This is a genomic window from candidate division WOR-3 bacterium (genome assembly GCA_011052815.1).
GTDB lineage: Bacteria > Hydrothermota > Tepidihabitantia > SM23-42 > SM23-42 > DRIG01.
In genome coordinates, this window is the sequence record DRIG01000105.1 from 1 (window position 1) to 15,352 (window position 15,352).

At 44.0% G+C, this 15,352-nt stretch carries 10 protein-coding genes and 1 tRNA gene; 10 read left to right on the plus strand and 1 reads right to left on the minus strand.

The window, feature by feature from the left end; translation table 11 throughout:
• Positions 1–1,611 (minus strand): carbon starvation protein A (locus ENI34_10245; GenBank protein ID HEC79498.1); only part of this gene is annotated, 1,611 nt, incomplete at its 3' end.
• Between the two features lie 32 nt (positions 1,612–1,643).
• Here ENI34_10245 and ENI34_10250 point away from each other — a divergent pair.
• The 10 genes from ENI34_10250 to ENI34_10295 all read left to right on the plus strand — a co-directional run.
• Positions 1,644–1,716 (plus strand) — tRNA-Phe (locus ENI34_10250).
• A gap of 67 nt (positions 1,717–1,783) precedes the next feature.
• Positions 1,784–5,371: a CHAT domain-containing protein gene (locus tag ENI34_10255; GenBank protein ID HEC79499.1), complete on the plus strand. Its 3,588-nt coding sequence runs from the start codon at positions 1,784–1,786 to the stop codon at positions 5,369–5,371.
• Positions 5,368–6,072, plus strand: a complete 705-nt coding sequence (locus ENI34_10260; GenBank protein ID HEC79500.1) for a hypothetical protein — start codon at positions 5,368–5,370, stop codon at positions 6,070–6,072. The genes ENI34_10255 and ENI34_10260 overlap by 4 nt, the downstream gene beginning before the upstream one ends.
• 58 nt (positions 6,073–6,130) lie before the next feature.
• Positions 6,131–9,280 (plus strand): hypothetical protein, encoded by a 3,150-nt coding sequence (locus ENI34_10265; GenBank protein ID HEC79501.1) that lies wholly within the window; start codon positions 6,131–6,133, stop codon positions 9,278–9,280.
• On the plus strand, positions 9,280–9,702 hold the full coding sequence (locus tag ENI34_10270; protein ID HEC79502.1) for a hypothetical protein: 423 nt from the start codon (positions 9,280–9,282) through the stop codon (positions 9,700–9,702). Before ENI34_10265 ends, ENI34_10270 begins: the two co-directional genes overlap by 1 nt.
• Positions 9,699–10,058 (plus strand): response regulator, encoded by a 360-nt coding sequence (locus ENI34_10275; protein ID HEC79503.1) that lies wholly within the window; start codon positions 9,699–9,701, stop codon positions 10,056–10,058. Before ENI34_10270 ends, ENI34_10275 begins: the two co-directional genes overlap by 4 nt.
• A 3-nt stretch (positions 10,059–10,061) precedes the next feature.
• Entirely contained in the window at positions 10,062–11,582 is a 1,521-nt protein-coding gene (locus tag ENI34_10280; protein HEC79504.1) for a hypothetical protein, read from the plus strand.
• Positions 11,579–12,193 (plus strand): CheY-P-specific phosphatase CheC, encoded by a 615-nt coding sequence (locus ENI34_10285; GenBank protein ID HEC79505.1) that lies wholly within the window; start codon positions 11,579–11,581, stop codon positions 12,191–12,193. The genes ENI34_10280 and ENI34_10285 overlap by 4 nt, the downstream gene beginning before the upstream one ends.
• Positions 12,118–14,574 carry a tetratricopeptide repeat protein gene (locus ENI34_10290; protein ID HEC79506.1) on the plus strand — a complete coding sequence of 819 codons (2,457 nt, stop codon included), beginning with the start codon at positions 12,118–12,120 and terminating at the stop codon, positions 14,572–14,574. Before ENI34_10285 ends, ENI34_10290 begins: the two co-directional genes overlap by 76 nt.
• A gap of 18 nt (positions 14,575–14,592) precedes the next feature.
• Positions 14,593–15,352: tetratricopeptide repeat protein (locus tag ENI34_10295; GenBank protein HEC79507.1), on the plus strand; the 760-nt coding region annotated here is incomplete at its 3' end.

Here is a 15,352-nt window from a genome sequence, read left to right on the forward strand (position 1 = left end):
GAGCATGGGCAGCCCCGTGAAAAGTATGGACTTCCCCTTTTTATAGAGATATACTGTTATGACCATCAAGGCGAGTCCCGCCAGAAGCTGGTTGCTTGCGCCGAACAGGGGCCATAATACAAGGGCGCCTTTACCATCAGGTTTCACAAGGGCGAGTAAGAGGGCGGAAATGATCACCAGGGCGGTGGCACTGTGTCTTTTTGTCAGAAACTTTATTTTGAAACTCTGTGCGAGTTCAGTCACTATGTAGCGCTGGATCCTGGTGGCGCTGTCGAGTGTGGTTGCGGCGAAGCTTACTATGAAGACACCGAGTACTGTTTTTGCCAGAATTTTACTGATACCGAGGGCGGTGAGAAAGGTCGTCGCACCGTCGACAAAAGCGGATAATTTTGCACCCAATCCCGAAGCGACCGCCCAGTTTGAATAACGCGCTGTCCATGCCTCAATGCCGCCGAGTCCGGCAGTACAGGCGATGATGACGATCGTTGCAAGGGCTCCTTCCATTAACATCGCTCCATAACCGATAAAGCGGGCATGGGTTTCATCAGAGAGTTGTTTTGATGATGTCCCTGATGATACAAGACTGTGAAAGCCCGAGATTGCACCGCAGGCAATGGTGATGAAGAGAAACGGCCAGACAGGTGGTGCACCTTTCGGCGCGGTAACAACGGCAGGAGCGCTTATTTGCGGCGCAGTGATCACCAGTCCAAGAAAAAGTAAGATCATTGCGACTATCAATTGGTGGGCATTTATATAGTCGCGCGGCTGAAGGAGAGTCTGGACCGGCAGTACCGACGCGATATACGCATATATGAGCAGAATGAGCAACCAGGTTATAAGGGGAGAACCGCCGATAAAACCCGGTAGCTTTACAGGAATATAGATTCCGATGAATACCGTTATGTACATAAGAACGAGGGCAATGATTGAAAGCAGGGTCGGATTCGCTTTCTTCTTATATATCAAATAGCCCAGGGCTATTGCGATCGGTATTTCCATCCAGACCGGGAAGACCGCAGTGGGATACATGGTGAAGAGAATACCGATTATCAAAGCGAATATCGAAACCACGATGACGAGGCAGAAGAAGATGACGAGCAGAAAAAGAATACGCGATGTCGGGCTGACGATATGGCTCGTCACATCGCCGATCGATTTCCCTTTGTTTCGGGCGGAGATTACCAGAGCGCCGAAGTCATGTACTGCTCCCATTACGATTGAACCGACAAACACCCAGATCAGGGCGGGCACCCATCCCCAGATTACTCCGATGGCAGGTCCTACAATAGGTCCTGTACCGGCGATCGAAGTGAAGTGATGGCCGAAGAGGATCTCTTTTCTGGCGGGTACATAATCCATTCCGTCATTCAATTCATGGGCGGGTGTTATTCTTTTTTTACTCAGTTCAAATAATTTATTGCCCAGAAAACGTCCGTATGTATGGTAGGCTATGATAAAACCGATGTATACAAGTAAACAAAGAAACAGAGCATTCATGGTAAACAACCCCCTTTCTTTATGTTGAGTGATTATAACAACATAATCGTTTATGTCAAGAAAGTATCCACGGCGTGCAGGTGTTGAGTCGGGCCTGTAATAATTGCTTGACATTCCGGTAAAAATATGTAAAATGGTTTCATCAAGCCAGGATAGCTCAGTTGGTAGAGCACCGGACTGAAAATCCGGGTGTCCGCAGTTCGATTCTGCGTCCTGGCATTTTTTTGTTTGGTTGCTTGACACATCTACAATTTCACATATAATTTCTTACGAGAAATTGAAATTTATGGTTTATAAAGAACACTTTCAACAGAGAAACAGAAAACTACAGAAATACAGGAGGCTTGAGAAATCGTTTTTTGTAATTTTATTGCTTTTCCTTTTTTCATTTTCCGGCTACTTATTCGGTGGAGAAACGGCTGCTGTGTATAACTCGATGGACCGGCTCTCCTACTGGTTGGGTCGGGCTCAGGTGGATACCGTGGAATCAATCAGTGACAGTATCATTGCGGTTCTCGATAAACTTTCTGCTCGGGAAAGGCCTGAGGCGTTAAAACTCATTCTGAAATATACTGAGGAAGGCGCCCATTTTCTTGATTATGATTGTGTTTGGGATATTGGTTGGTTCATTAAAGAGAATGTTTTTTATGGCGATACCGCTCTCGGTAGGAGAATTATTTCAATCATTGAAGAGAAAGATCTTATCGGGAAGTACGGTGATGATGGAGCAATATTCTTGTACTTACTCGGGTGCAGCCTGCCCCGAATTTACGGCGAAGCGAGTATTCCGATACTCCTCGGGTTCTGTCGTGATGAAAGACTGCCCGAAGAAGTGAGGATAGAATACTGTGTTTCAGCCGCTGAATTTCATAACAGAGAAAGTTTTGAAAAGATACTGGAAGTTGCCGGTACTTTTACCGATACCGCTGCTTTTATCCGCATACTTTGTACAACCGGGGATGAACGTGCTCTGCCTCAGATACTTCCCTGCCTCGAATCATACGAGAAAGAGATCGCGTACGGTCTGCAGTATATCCCGTCGCCTGTTTCAATACAGACGCTTATCAAGATACTGGAACATCAGATTGCAATCGGTGCTGAGTGTACGGGTTCCTGGTCCGGTACGGCGTATGACTGTGCAATATTATCTCTGGGCGTGATCGGAGACGAGAGTGCGATTCCGGTGTTGAAAAAGGCACTCAGGGATTCAACTCAGGTGGAGGCACGCCGATTGGCGGCCTGGTCTTTATGGATGCTTGAAGACAAGAGTGGTATTCCGGTAATGGTTAAAGATAGGCAATTTTATGATTTGAGAATTATGGCTGATCCGATTTCAGTTCCGTATCTCATTCCATTGCTTGATTCTGATGATGAAGGGGCACGTCTGTCAGCAGTGCGGGTACTGGAAAAGGTCGGCACCCAGGATGCCGTGGATGCTCTCAGCGAAAGATATCTTCTTTCAGAAGAGACCGAAGCCGTAAAGGATAATATCGCCGTCGCCCTGGTGCATCTGGGGGTGGAAAAAGGTGTACAGCGTATCGCAGCGCTCATCAATGATAAGACCAGAAAAGATAGATTTCTTTTGTTATGGCGGATTTTCAGTTCGCCGCTCAACACGGGCAGTGATGAGATTTTAAAACCTGCTTTATACAAACTGCTCCTTGATGATGATAAACCGATTTTCCAAATACGCGCTGCATGGGCGCTCGCCGCCATGGGTGATACTGCCGGCGCGTCGGTGTTCGGTGAGCCGATCTCCAAAGCCGTTATAAGATGGTTTCCTTCTATGCCGGAATTTTGTAAACGTGCCGCAAAATATTTTCGCCCTTCGGTAAATGAACTTCTGGAAATAGTTCAGGAATCTACAGGGGATGAAGAGACCGTTATTGAAAGGGTTGAGGTGATTCCTGAATTATTCTCTTATAATGCCCTTCCTTTACTGGAAACCGGTATTGAAAGTCTGAAGGTTGTACCTCGGGCTAAAACGGTCTATTCTCTTGTGCTGGCTCTTCTCTGTCAGTCTGCAGAAGAGTATGAAAAAGAGGCGGCGTTTGCGGCGATCGCCCTGGAGACCGCCCGTAATATCGGTGATTATCCCCTTGTTCTTGAAGCACTATGGTTGCTTGCCGACGCCGCGATTTATAGTGCTGATTATGAGACGGCGGATAAAGTTCTTGAGGAAGCAATAGAGATCTGCAGCCATTTGACCGATGAGGAGAGAAACAGGTGCCGGCAGAGATTCCCGGATGCATATACATATTATCTGCTTGGCGAACTTAACTTGAGAAGGAAGAAATTTAAGGAAGCACTTAAGAATTTCACTGCTGCGCGTAAAGAATTGAATTACCGTGTGTCAACAAAGCTGATTGAGTTTATTTCCCAGAGAGAACCACGGGACCGTTTAAAGGCAATGGTGGCTTCAGGTCTTGGTGTTGCACATACTGAATTAGGGAAGGCATCTTTTAAAGAGGCAGTTGATGGATTTGATAAGGTCGGAGTTACAAATATCAGAGAACAGGAGAGTCGGGATCGGGCATATTATGGTTTGATTCGTGCGGCGGTTGCAGACGGCGATTATGAAAAAGCCCAGGAATTGACCGAAAAACTTATTCTTATCAAACTGAAGGAAGATTTTGAGAAGCTGGAGATCAATCCGGTCAATCCTCAGCGTAAAAAAGAGCTGGAAGAGCTGAGACGGAGAAAGAAAGAGATTGATGAGATGAAACGGCAGATGGAGAAGGCGGAAAAAGCGCCCCTTGATCCGGCTCTTCAGAACAAGGCGCGTGAGTTTAAAAAGTATATTCATAAATTAAAGAATGATAATCCCAAGTTATTTGCGATCGTCAATTCAGAACCTTCAAATCTCAAAGAACTGCAGGACATCGGCCTTATTTCTGATAATATGGCTATTCTTCAGTATCTGATGGCTGATGAAGAACTTTATATTTTTATTGTAAAGAGTTATGATCTGTTCATCAGACGGGTTGTGGTCGGTAAGAAGAAGCTTGCGGGATTGATTGACGGTTATCGGACCCTTATAAAAAATTTCTGTTCTGAGGAGGAGCTGGTTGAATACAGCGATGCACTCTACAAATATCTTCTTGAACCGCTGGAAACTGACCTGGCCGACGTTGAAATCATCGGGGTAATTCCGAATCAGCATCTCTATTACCTACCGTTCGCCGCCCTCAGGAAAAAGGGTGATAAACTTTGCTTCGGTGAAAAATATCAGGTGTTCTACATAAATTCCACCACTCTCTTCGGTATTATAGCTAAAGAGCAGGGCTGTGATATAGCGACCGCACCCCTGGTCGCTTTTGCAAATGCAGACGGCACTCTGGCAGAAGCCGAAGAAGAGATTAAGTCGATCTCGGTATTATACAGTGAGGTCGATTCATTTTACCGCGGAAGTGCTGAAAAGAATAGGGTTTTCAGGCTTTCGGGTTGTCAGATACTGCAGTTTGCGACCCATGGTAAGTCGATTCCCTATGCACCGACTTCTTCTTATCTGGTATTGGCTCCCAGAGGTGAAGAAGGGCATTTAAGGGTCGAAGAGATCTGGGGTCTGGATTTGAAGGACTGCCCTCTGGTGGTACTGTCGGCGTGTGAGACAGCCGAAGGTAAGTTGATCGCCGGCGATGAGGTGGTGAGTCTTGCGTTCGGTTTCATCTATGCCGGAAGCGCAAGTTGTCTGGCGACACTATGGGAGGTGGCGAGTCAGGCTACTGCTGAATTTATGGAGGAATTTCACAAGAACTTGAAGACGGGAAAGAGCCGCGTCCAGTCATTACAGACGGCACAAGTGAAGATAAAAGGAAAATATTCATCTCCCTTTTACTGGGCTCCATTTGTTCTGATCGGTGATTGGCGATGAACAGAAGCTTTCTTTATGTGCGGGATAAAGAGACCGGGAAGATTGTGGATAAGATTGAGATTGAAAAGACGGCGTTTACAGCGGGATCGGAAGCGACAGAACGGCTTTCAGAGATTATCGGGATTTTGAAAGGTCGGCTCAGAGAGAAATATCCTGCGGAAAGATATGATATTACAGGGCCTGAACCGCAGGAGCTCGAAGGTCCAGCCCTCCATCCCTTTAAAATGGAGGCGAAAGGTCATCTATTATTCTTCACCAATCTCGGAGGCGTGATTTTGGGAGCGGTGTTGTTGTTTTTACTCTTGTTGCTGCGCCATATCTATGTATTTATTCTCTTTATCATAGGTGTTCTGGGAATAATCCTCTATATGGCGGTGGACTATATTATCTGGTGGAAAAAAGGGATCAGAGCGGTTGAGGTGGATGAAAATGGTGTTGTTCTTTATCGAGGTAAACACAGGCGGCCGGTGAAGCTCGATTTTGAACAAATAACAGGTATAGATTTCTTTACTAAATTGAACAGAAGGGTCATTACAATCCTCACCGGTGGGAAGGCATTGAAGGTCATTCCGGGGATTACCCTCTTTTCAGGTCCGCGCATAAGGATTACAGATGACACCTTTGGTGATGATGAATTTACTGTGTTTATAGAAAGATTAAAACAGTTCAAAAAGAAGCAAGCGGAGGGCTTCAACAGTTGAACAGTTATGAAATATCGGACTCTTGACATTTAACTAAAATTTAATACAATTATCAAATATGGAGCAGAATATCAAAGATACAGTTGTTGACCGGGTTAAAGAGCCATTAGCACAGTACAGTGATTCATTCCGGGAATTGTTGGAAATCGGCAGGAAGATTGATATGACACTTGAGAAAGACACTGAATTACTTTCCGATATCAGAAAAAAATTTGATAATCTTTCGGCAGCGGTTGAACTTGAATTCGAAGGCACGGCGGTGTTTGATCAGGAGATCAAGAAGACACGGACACTCCTTGAACAGAGTATAGACAGAGTCAATGATTCCATCACTATTTCAGGTCGTATAACCGAGGATTTAAATAATATTTCCCGGTCATTTGATAAAATACATCAGGACGGCCTTCAACTTGATGACATCATAAAGAACATCAGTATTGTTTCTGACTCGATAGAAGTCGCTTCCCGGAATGCAGGAATAACGGCTTTCCACGCCGGCAGGCAGGGGCGGGGTTTTGAGGTCATAGCACGTGAAATGACGAGTTTGGTGAGGAATGTCCAGGATCCCACCCGGGCGATTCCTGAGGTTGCTGAACAGATCATAAAACAGGTCGTCAGTTTAGGCCATGATCTCTTGAAGGTCAGTAATCTGATGTATGATTTGAGGAAGATCAACGGTAAATTTTCAGAGATCACTGACGAGCTCCTTTTGTTGATTCCTACCGTGGAATCAGGCATTAAAGGAATTGCTGAAAGTGTTGAGTCCCAAAAAGCTCTACATAAATTGCTCTTAACCGAGAATGAGAAATCAGCGGTATGGTTGAGTGAAATTTATGATATTGCACGTTCTTCCACGATCCTGGAGATTTCTCTGGAGGCGATCTTCAGAAGGGTCAACAACCTGCGGGAGAATTTAGTGGATGTTGAAGATATATCGAGTTTCTGCCATATCTTCAATTCGCTGCGGATCGCCCTTGAGGATGCGGCAAAGAGCTATACGGTTCCTATTCATGATCTATTATCTCAGGATATAAGCAAGTTTGATGTGCAATCTTCAGACCGTTCCATCCTGCAGCTCGTTTCTGAATCGAACCAGCTCTTTCAAATCATCAAGGAAATCGGCGGCGAACTGAAAAATTGGTTGAAGACGAATAGTGAGGCATGTGATGTTTTAAACAGGGGATTGGTGTTTTATCAGGATGTAATTCACATCTTAAGCGGTCTGAATAGCAGACTTTCATCATTGAAGACCAAGGCGGCGGAGATTGAGAAGCCGCTGCATGAACTGCAGCGGATAACCGAGCGTTCCCGGGTTCTCGGTTTGTATGCTGGTATTGAAAGCGCGCGGGCAGGAGAATACGGTTCTTCTTTATCGATCGTCACAAAGGAAATCCAGACCCTGTCTGAGAAGAGCACATCTTTCGTGAATAAGATTGGAGAAGTGGCGAACGATATGTCGAAGAATTTCTCCCGGCTGGCTTCTTATTTGGTAAAAAGTATGAGCGACGTGGAACAGGGAGTGGTTTCTTTGAAGACGGGATTGGAGATTCTGGATAAGAATAAGAAGGTACTGGAGAATCTTGATCACTTATCTCAGGAGATGGTCACCTCCACACAAAATATGAAAACCGACTGTAGTACCCTGAGTGAGCAGATCCGTGAATTGAATCAGGGATATAATGAGATCAATCACAATTTTAAAGAATATTTCAAAACGATAAAATTAGGCAAAGAAGCCGCTGAAGCGGTATTGGATGTCGTCAATCAATATAAAAAAGAGGTCAATATTTTAAAGAAACGTTATAAAACAGTGATCTTCAGACAATCCATAGAGCCGATTATTCTTGATCCGGCGAACAAGACCGACACACGCAGCCATGAAGTGATCGAGCAGATATTCACCGGACTTTTAACCTTTGATTCCTCCAATCATCTTATGCTTGGTGTCGCGGAATCTTTTTCCGTGTCAAAAGACGGCCGTGTGTGGAATTTCACCATTAAAGACAATGCAAAGTTCCACGACGGCCGGCCGGTCACTGCGGCGCACATCGCCCGCTCGATTGAACGGGTAAAAGAAGGCCCTAATGTGAGTTTTGTCGACTATGTGGAAGATATAAAGGTCATTGATGAAAAACATCTGACTTTTCATTTAAAATTTCCTTACCTGCCGTTTCTCGCCAATTTGGCATGCGGCGCCTGTGATATCGTTCCTGATGATTTTTCGCCTGATATACCGATTGGAGCCGGTCCTTATCGTTTTGTTGATTGGGTGAAGGATAAAGAAGTCATTTTGGATGCATTTAATGAATTCTTCGACGGCAGACCGCCGATCGACAGGGTCGTTATAAAGATAATCCCCGACAATAAGGAAGCAGTGGAACGTTTCAAAAGAGGAGAGATTTCTTTGATGCAGTTGACCCCGGATACTTTTAAGGAGTTCGACCCCGCTGAAGTCATTACGGGTTCTATCTTGTCCACTCAGTATATCGGGATAAATGTGATGAAAGAGACCCCGTTCAAAAATAAGAAGGTGCGTCAGGCGATGAATTATGCGATAAACAAAGAACTTTTTGCCAAGGAGGCGATGGAGGGGCAGGCAGTAGCTGCTTACGGAGTTTTTCCGCCGGGGATGACGAGTGTGTATAATAGTTCTCTGGTGGGTTATCGATATAACCTGGATAAGGCAAAGGTATTGATGGAGGAAGCCGGCTACGGCGGCGGCCTGGATGGTTCTTTCCCTTTTGATATCAGCGACAGCAAACTCGCCGTGAAGAGAGCATTGTATATAAAAGAGTGTCTTGAAAAGATCGGTATCAAGCTGATTATCAACCCTATGTCATGGAAGGATTTTCTGGAGCGGGGATATCGGGGGGATAGTATTCTCTGTATGAAGAGCTGGGTTTCGGATAACGGAGATCCTGATAATTTTCTTTATCCGCTTTTCCATTCGAAGAGCTTCGGTCGCGCGGGTAATACTTCTTTTTATGAAAATAAAAAAGTGGATGAGATGATTGATTGCGCCCGTGCAGAACGTAACACAAAAAGACGCTGTCGTATGTATCAGGAAGTCGAACAGATCATCGTTGAAGACGCCCCCTGGATCTTTCTTTCGCATGGTGTTGATTCTTTCGTGGTCAAGAAAAATATCGGTGGTTTTAAAGTGGATCCGTTTAATATTGTCAGATTCAGATATTTATGGAGTGAGTGATGGAAGCAGTGGTGGTGTTCAGAATAGGTAGTGAACATATCGGTGTTGATATCAAAAATGTTCGTGAAGTGAATGAAGCGGGTGATCTTGTGTTTGTACCCCATTCTCCGGAATTTCTGCTGGGATTGGTGAATATGCGGGGAAATGTGATTCCTGTTGTTTCACTTAAGAAACGTTTGGGTATCAGCGGAGAGGAAGAGGGCAATTTTTTACTTATTGTCGAAGATAAGGGAAGAATTGCTGGTTTAAAAGTAGATGAGTTGTTCGGGACCAAAAAGATAGATAAAGGCAATATTAACAGGAATTCTAAACTTATTTCAACAAAGAGAGAGAAGGATTTCTTTCTCGGTGTGTATGAGAATGCAGAGAAGCCGATACTTCTGTTAAATTTAGAAAGGACGTTATCAAAGGAGGATAAATGAGGATTTTGATAGTAGACGACGCTATGTTCATGCGTCGTATGCTCAGTGACATCCTGGGAAAAGGTGGTCATACAGTCTGTGGTGAGGCAGCGACCGGTAAAGAGGCAGTGGAGCGTTACAAAGAATTAAAACCGGATCTTGTCACGATGGATATCATTATGCCGGATATGAGTGGTATTGAGGCGGTCAAGGAAATAAAAAAGATCGATCCGGAAGCGAAGATTCTGATGGTATCAGCAATGGGACAGCAGGCACTTGTTCTGGAAGCCGTGCAAGCCGGAGCGATAGATTATGTGGTTAAACCGTTTCAGCCGTCCCGGGTGCTGGAGTCGATTGATCGAATCGCTGAAAAATAAACGATGGAAGATTATCTTGAACTATTCATAAGCGAGCTGGAAGAATATATTAAACAGCTGAATAAACATTTATTGAAGCTGGAGACCAATAATAAAGATTCAGAGGCGATAAGTGAGATTTTCCGGATATTTCATACGATAAAGGGTATGGCTCAGACAATGGGATTCGATGGGATGGCGGCGATGACGCATGATATTGAAGACATTTTACAGGATGCAAAGAGACATTCAGAGATTAATCCCCGGCTCGTTGACTTTTTCTTTGGGGTGACGGATATTCTGATAAAATCAACTGAAGCTCTCCGCAAGAAGAAGGAGTTACCGGAATTCAGTGAGTTCATCGATACCATCCAAAAGATTAAAGAAGGCAAAGAATGGATTTTTGTACAGGACAGAACAAAAGCGAAAGAACTCGGTGAGATTCGTATCAAGATGAAAAAACTCGATACGCTTTTCAACCTGACGAACGAATTGATGATCATCAGGTCGAGAATTTCGAAGTTGAGCAGGGAGCTCGGTAATTCGGAATTGGTTGATTTGAGTGAGAATGCATCACGATTGATTTCTTCACTCCAGGATGAAGTTATGAGGTTGAGGATGCTTCCTTTGTCCACTGTCTTTGATTTTTTCCCCCGTTGGTTCAGGGATGAGGCAAAACGCCAGCATAAGGATGTTTCTCTTGAGATCATCGGTGGGGAAATAGAGGTGGATCGTTCAATCATTGATGTGTTGAAAGAACTGCTGCTTCACCTTCTACGTAATGCCCTTGACCACGGTATCGAAGCCGGCAACAAGAAGGAAAAGGCAAAAGTTGTGTTGAAAGCGGAACGGGAAAGAGAAAAAATCATGATTTCGGTGATTGACAACGGCAGAGGAATCGATGTCGAGGAGATCAAGACAAAGGCGTTGGAAAAAGGCCTTGTTACTGAAGCGGAATTGAAGTACTTTACCAGGAGCGATTTTTTCCGATTATTGACGCGGCCTGATTTTTCGACGAGAGAGGAAGTTTCGACGATATCAGGGCGTGGCATAGGGCTTGACATTGTTGAGAGGACTGTAGTCAACTTCGGCGGTAAACTCATAATCGCTTCTGAAAAGGGTAAGGGTTCATCATTCACCCTTGAGTTGCCGCTCAGCCTTGCAGTCATCCGTACAATGATTTTTAAATTGGATGGGCAGAGGTTTGCCTTACCTTTAAATCATGTCCAGGAAACATTTTATGTTGATGAGAATATGATTAAATCCGTTTACCACCGTGAGCTGTTTCCTCTGAGGAACGAAATTCTTCCTTTGGTGAGATTAGGCGATAGGTTGGGTTGCGCGAAGAAGAAAGGTAGAAAATCGGTGATTGTTGTTCAATATCAGGGGAAACGCAGGGGGTATATAACCGATGAAATCATCGATGAGGATGAAATTGTTATTAAAAGATTGGACCCACTTGCGGAATCCTCATTATACTCAGGATGTTCAATCTATGCCGATGGTCTGCCCATATTGATAATAGACCCAAGGGGGTTTGAATGATTGATGCAAAACGTTTATCTCCTGAACAACTCGATGCGCTCAAAGAAGTTGCAAATATTGGGAGTGGTCATGCTGCTACTTCTTTATCCCAGTTGATGGGAAAGAAGGTTATGGTTCGAGTGCCCAAGATTTTGACCGGACCGTTGGAAGACGTTATCTTGAAGATCGCTGACCCCAATGATGTGGTGGTTTCGGTTTTACTATACTTTCTCGGAGATTTAACCGGTCGAACATTATTGCTGTATCCTTTTGAAGACGCCCAGGAACTTACTTCCCTCTTGATGCCGGTGATTCAGGACAACCCGGCTGAGGTACAGGAATCACTTTTGAAAGAGGTTTCAAACATTCTTTCGTGTTCCTATATGAACGCCCTCGGAGAGTTGCTGGGGCTTTTAATACTCCCCTCGGTTCCGGGGATGATTGTGGATATGGTCGGCGCTGTTCTTTCAAGCGTCGTTCTAGAGTTCGGTCGTGAAAAGGACTTTATTTTCTGTGTGGAGAGTGAATTTGATTTCGGTGATATGCAGAATCCCTTATGCGCTTACTTTTTGCTTCTTCCCGATACAACGAGTTTGGAGTTAATTTTGAAAAAACTAAATATGATGAAATGATTTCACAAGAAGAATTTAAAATTTTAAAGAGCTTTGCAGAGCGAATACCGCCTGATGATCCGGGAGCTCATAATAATCTCGCTATCGTCTATTATAATAAAGGGTTGTATGACGAAGCGATTGAGCTTCTCGAAGAGGCGTTGAAGATAGATCCTAATTTCGTGCTTGCACGTAACAATCTCGATATTATTCTGAAGAAGACAGGTCGGTTGGAACAGAAGATAGAGAAACTTGCTCGTGTCATCGATAGAGAACCATATGATGAAAACAAGACCTTGGAGCTTGCTGATACTTACAGGAAGTTAAACCGTTATTCCCAGTCAATAATATTTTATAAAAAGGTTCTGGATTATAACCCCGGTTCTTTTGAGGCACATTACGGCTTGGGGATCACCCTTAAACTCCTGGGTAAGTATGATGACGCCCTCGAGGAAATCAAGAGAGCACTCGAAATAAAGATAGCACCTGATGTTTATCGAACTCTGGGTGAAATATATTTTAATAAAGGGATAATTGACCTGGCGATAAAGAATTTCCAGGAGGCTATAAATCTTGAACCTTCATCGGCTGAAAGCCATTTCCTTCTCGGTTTTGCTTATGGCGAAAAGGGTGATGTCGAAAAAAGCCTTGAGTCGGTGAAGAAGGCGATTGCATTAAATCCTGCTTTAGCCCAATTCGAGCCCAATCTTTCAATCAATATCAAGGAGCACAAGGGACAGTGGGAGTTTCTTAAAGAACAGCTCGGTGTGCCGAAGATTTCAGAAAACGAATATCAGGTCCATTATAATTTGGGAATAACTTACAGAAACAAAGGCCTTTTCGAAGAAGCCAAAAAGGAGTTCGACGAGTGTTTGAAATTTAATGTTGATAGTCCTGAGTTGCATCTTGCCGTAGGACAGGTTTGTCTGTTCCTCTTTAAATTGGATGAGGCGAGAAAGTATTTGGAAAATGCCTATGAATCTGATTTTGATTCGGCGTTGTGCAATAATGCCCTTGGTGTTCTCGCCTGTCTCGAAGACAAACTTCCTGAAGCGATTGAGTGGTTTGAAAAAGCGTTGTCGCTCGAAAAAGATTTTTCACCGGCTATGAATAACCTCGGAGTCTGTTATTTCAGTATGGGTGATATAAAACAGGCGATTGATAATTATCAAGCTGCAATTGAAAAAGGAAATACAGATGCAAGGATCAATCTGGGTATGTATTATTTACGGGAAGGCAATTACGAAAACGCCCTTAAGCTGTTCAGTGGAGATTCCGCGGATGAATATTTCGGCAGGGGACTTGTCTATGTCGAGACCGGTAAAGACGAGGAAGCACTCGAATTTTTCAAGAAGACACTTTCGTTGTCACCGGGACACGCCGGAGCCTATTATAACACCGGTTTTATCCTTACGAAGCAAGGGAAATTCAAAGAGGGGCTTGATTATATCAGAAAAGGAATGGAGATTGAACCGAATTATGAAAAAAATAAATTTCATCTCTGTCTTGAACCTCAACTTTTCGGATTAGGACCGTATTACAGTAAAGGTATTATTGAAAAAGAGAGAGAAAAGACAGAAAAAGCCGAAGTGGTCGACCTTGAGATACCTACGGCGGCGAATTCTCTTGCAAGTGCCGAAGAGTTTTTCAACAAAAATAATTTTGAGAGTGCTTTGAGTATGGTTGAGCAGGCTCTAAAACTTGACCCCGAGTTGAGTAAAGCTGTTACATTAAAAGCCAGAATTTTGTATAAGATCGGTAACACCGAGGATGCTTTGAATTTTCTCAATAGTTATGCGGAGAAGCACCCGCAAAATCGGGAAGTGAAGGGTATGCTGGCTTATCTGCTGGAGAAGACAGGGCGTCTTTTCGATGCAAAGAATATCTATTTGAAACTTTTAGAAGAAGAAAAAGATAATATTGAATGGTTGGGGGCAGCAGCGGAAATATCTTTCAATATGGGTGCGTTGGACGAAGCTTTGAAGTTCTACGATAGGATCTACAAACTCGATGCGGAAAATATCACGGCGAATCTTGGATTTTTGAAGACCTATGTTAAAAAGAAAGAATTTGACAGTGCTGTTAAGTATTTAAATTATCTTAACGAAAGACATCCGGATATTTATGATTTTAATCTCTTCGCCGGAATTTTCCATCTGGAAAAGAATGAACGGGAAGCTGCATTCAATTATTTCCAAAAGGCGATAGAACTTGATTCATCAAAGCCTTTGCCGTATTATCATCTCGGTTTGTTGCAGACTCAAAAAGGAGAGTTTGAGAACGCATGCGATAACTGGAAAAAAGCGTTACTCTTGAGTCCTGATGAAGAACTTGCCAAAAAGATAAAACACTGTTTGAAAATTACTGTAGAACTTTCTGAAATTTTAAAGGAAGGAATATGAAAATGAGGAGGATGTGTTATGTCCGATGAATTAGCCATAGATTCAGGAGCATTAATCTTCGCGACACTGGCAGATGTATATCTGTCTTCAGGTATGGTGGATGAAGCGATCTCAATACTGAAAGACGGCTTGGCGCGTAATCCTGCTTATACTCTCGCGAAGATAATACTGGGTCGCGCATACTATATGAAAGGTGAGATAGAAGAAGCGATAAAACTGCTTGAAGAGATTTATGAGGAAGCAAAGGATAGCGAAAATACGAATTTATATCTTGGTCATTGCTACAAGAAACAGGGTGATTATGAAAAGGCGATTAAATATTATGAAATTACGTTGAAGATTAACCCGAAGAATAAAGATGCTGCCCTGGAACTTAATGCCTTGAAACCGAAGGTAGAACAAGAGGTTACGGCGTCAAAGCCTGAGGTGAAAGAGGAGAAGAAAGAGGTTGAGGCTGTGGCAGTGCCTGAGCCTGAGGTGAAAGAGGAGAAGAAAGAGGTCGAGGCTGTGGCAGTACCTGAGCCTGAGGTGAAAGAGGAGAAGAAAGAGGTTGAGGCTGTGGCAGTACCTGAGCCTGAGGTGAAAGAGGAGAAGAAAGAGGTCGAGGCTGTGGCAGTGCCTGAGCCTGAGGTGAAAGAGGAGAAGAAAGAGGTTGAGGCTGTGGCAGTGCCTGAGCCTGAGGTGAAAGAGGAGAAGAAAGAGGTTGAGGCTGTGGCAGTGCCTGAGCCTGAGGTGAAAGAGGAGAAGAAAGAGGTTGAGGCCACAGCAGTGCCTGAGC

Excerpts from the sequence above, each read along its gene's own strand:
- ENI34_10255 (HEC79499.1), top strand. The coding sequence starts at position 1,784 with ATGGTTTATAAAGAACACTTTCAACAGAGAAACAGAAAACTACAGAAA.
- ENI34_10260 (HEC79500.1), top strand. The coding sequence starts at position 5,368 with ATGAACAGAAGCTTTCTTTATGTGCGGGATAAAGAGACCGGGAAGATT.
- ENI34_10265 (HEC79501.1), top strand. The coding sequence starts at position 6,131 with ATGGAGCAGAATATCAAAGATACAGTTGTTGACCGGGTTAAAGAGCCA.
- ENI34_10270 (HEC79502.1), top strand. The coding sequence starts at position 9,280 with ATGGAAGCAGTGGTGGTGTTCAGAATAGGTAGTGAACATATCGGTGTT.
- ENI34_10275 (HEC79503.1), top strand. The coding sequence starts at position 9,699 with ATGAGGATTTTGATAGTAGACGACGCTATGTTCATGCGTCGTATGCTC.
- ENI34_10280 (HEC79504.1), top strand. The coding sequence starts at position 10,062 with ATGGAAGATTATCTTGAACTATTCATAAGCGAGCTGGAAGAATATATT.
- ENI34_10285 (HEC79505.1), top strand. The coding sequence starts at position 11,579 with ATGATTGATGCAAAACGTTTATCTCCTGAACAACTCGATGCGCTCAAA.
- ENI34_10290 (HEC79506.1), top strand. The coding sequence starts at position 12,118 with ATGCGCTTACTTTTTGCTTCTTCCCGATACAACGAGTTTGGAGTTAAT.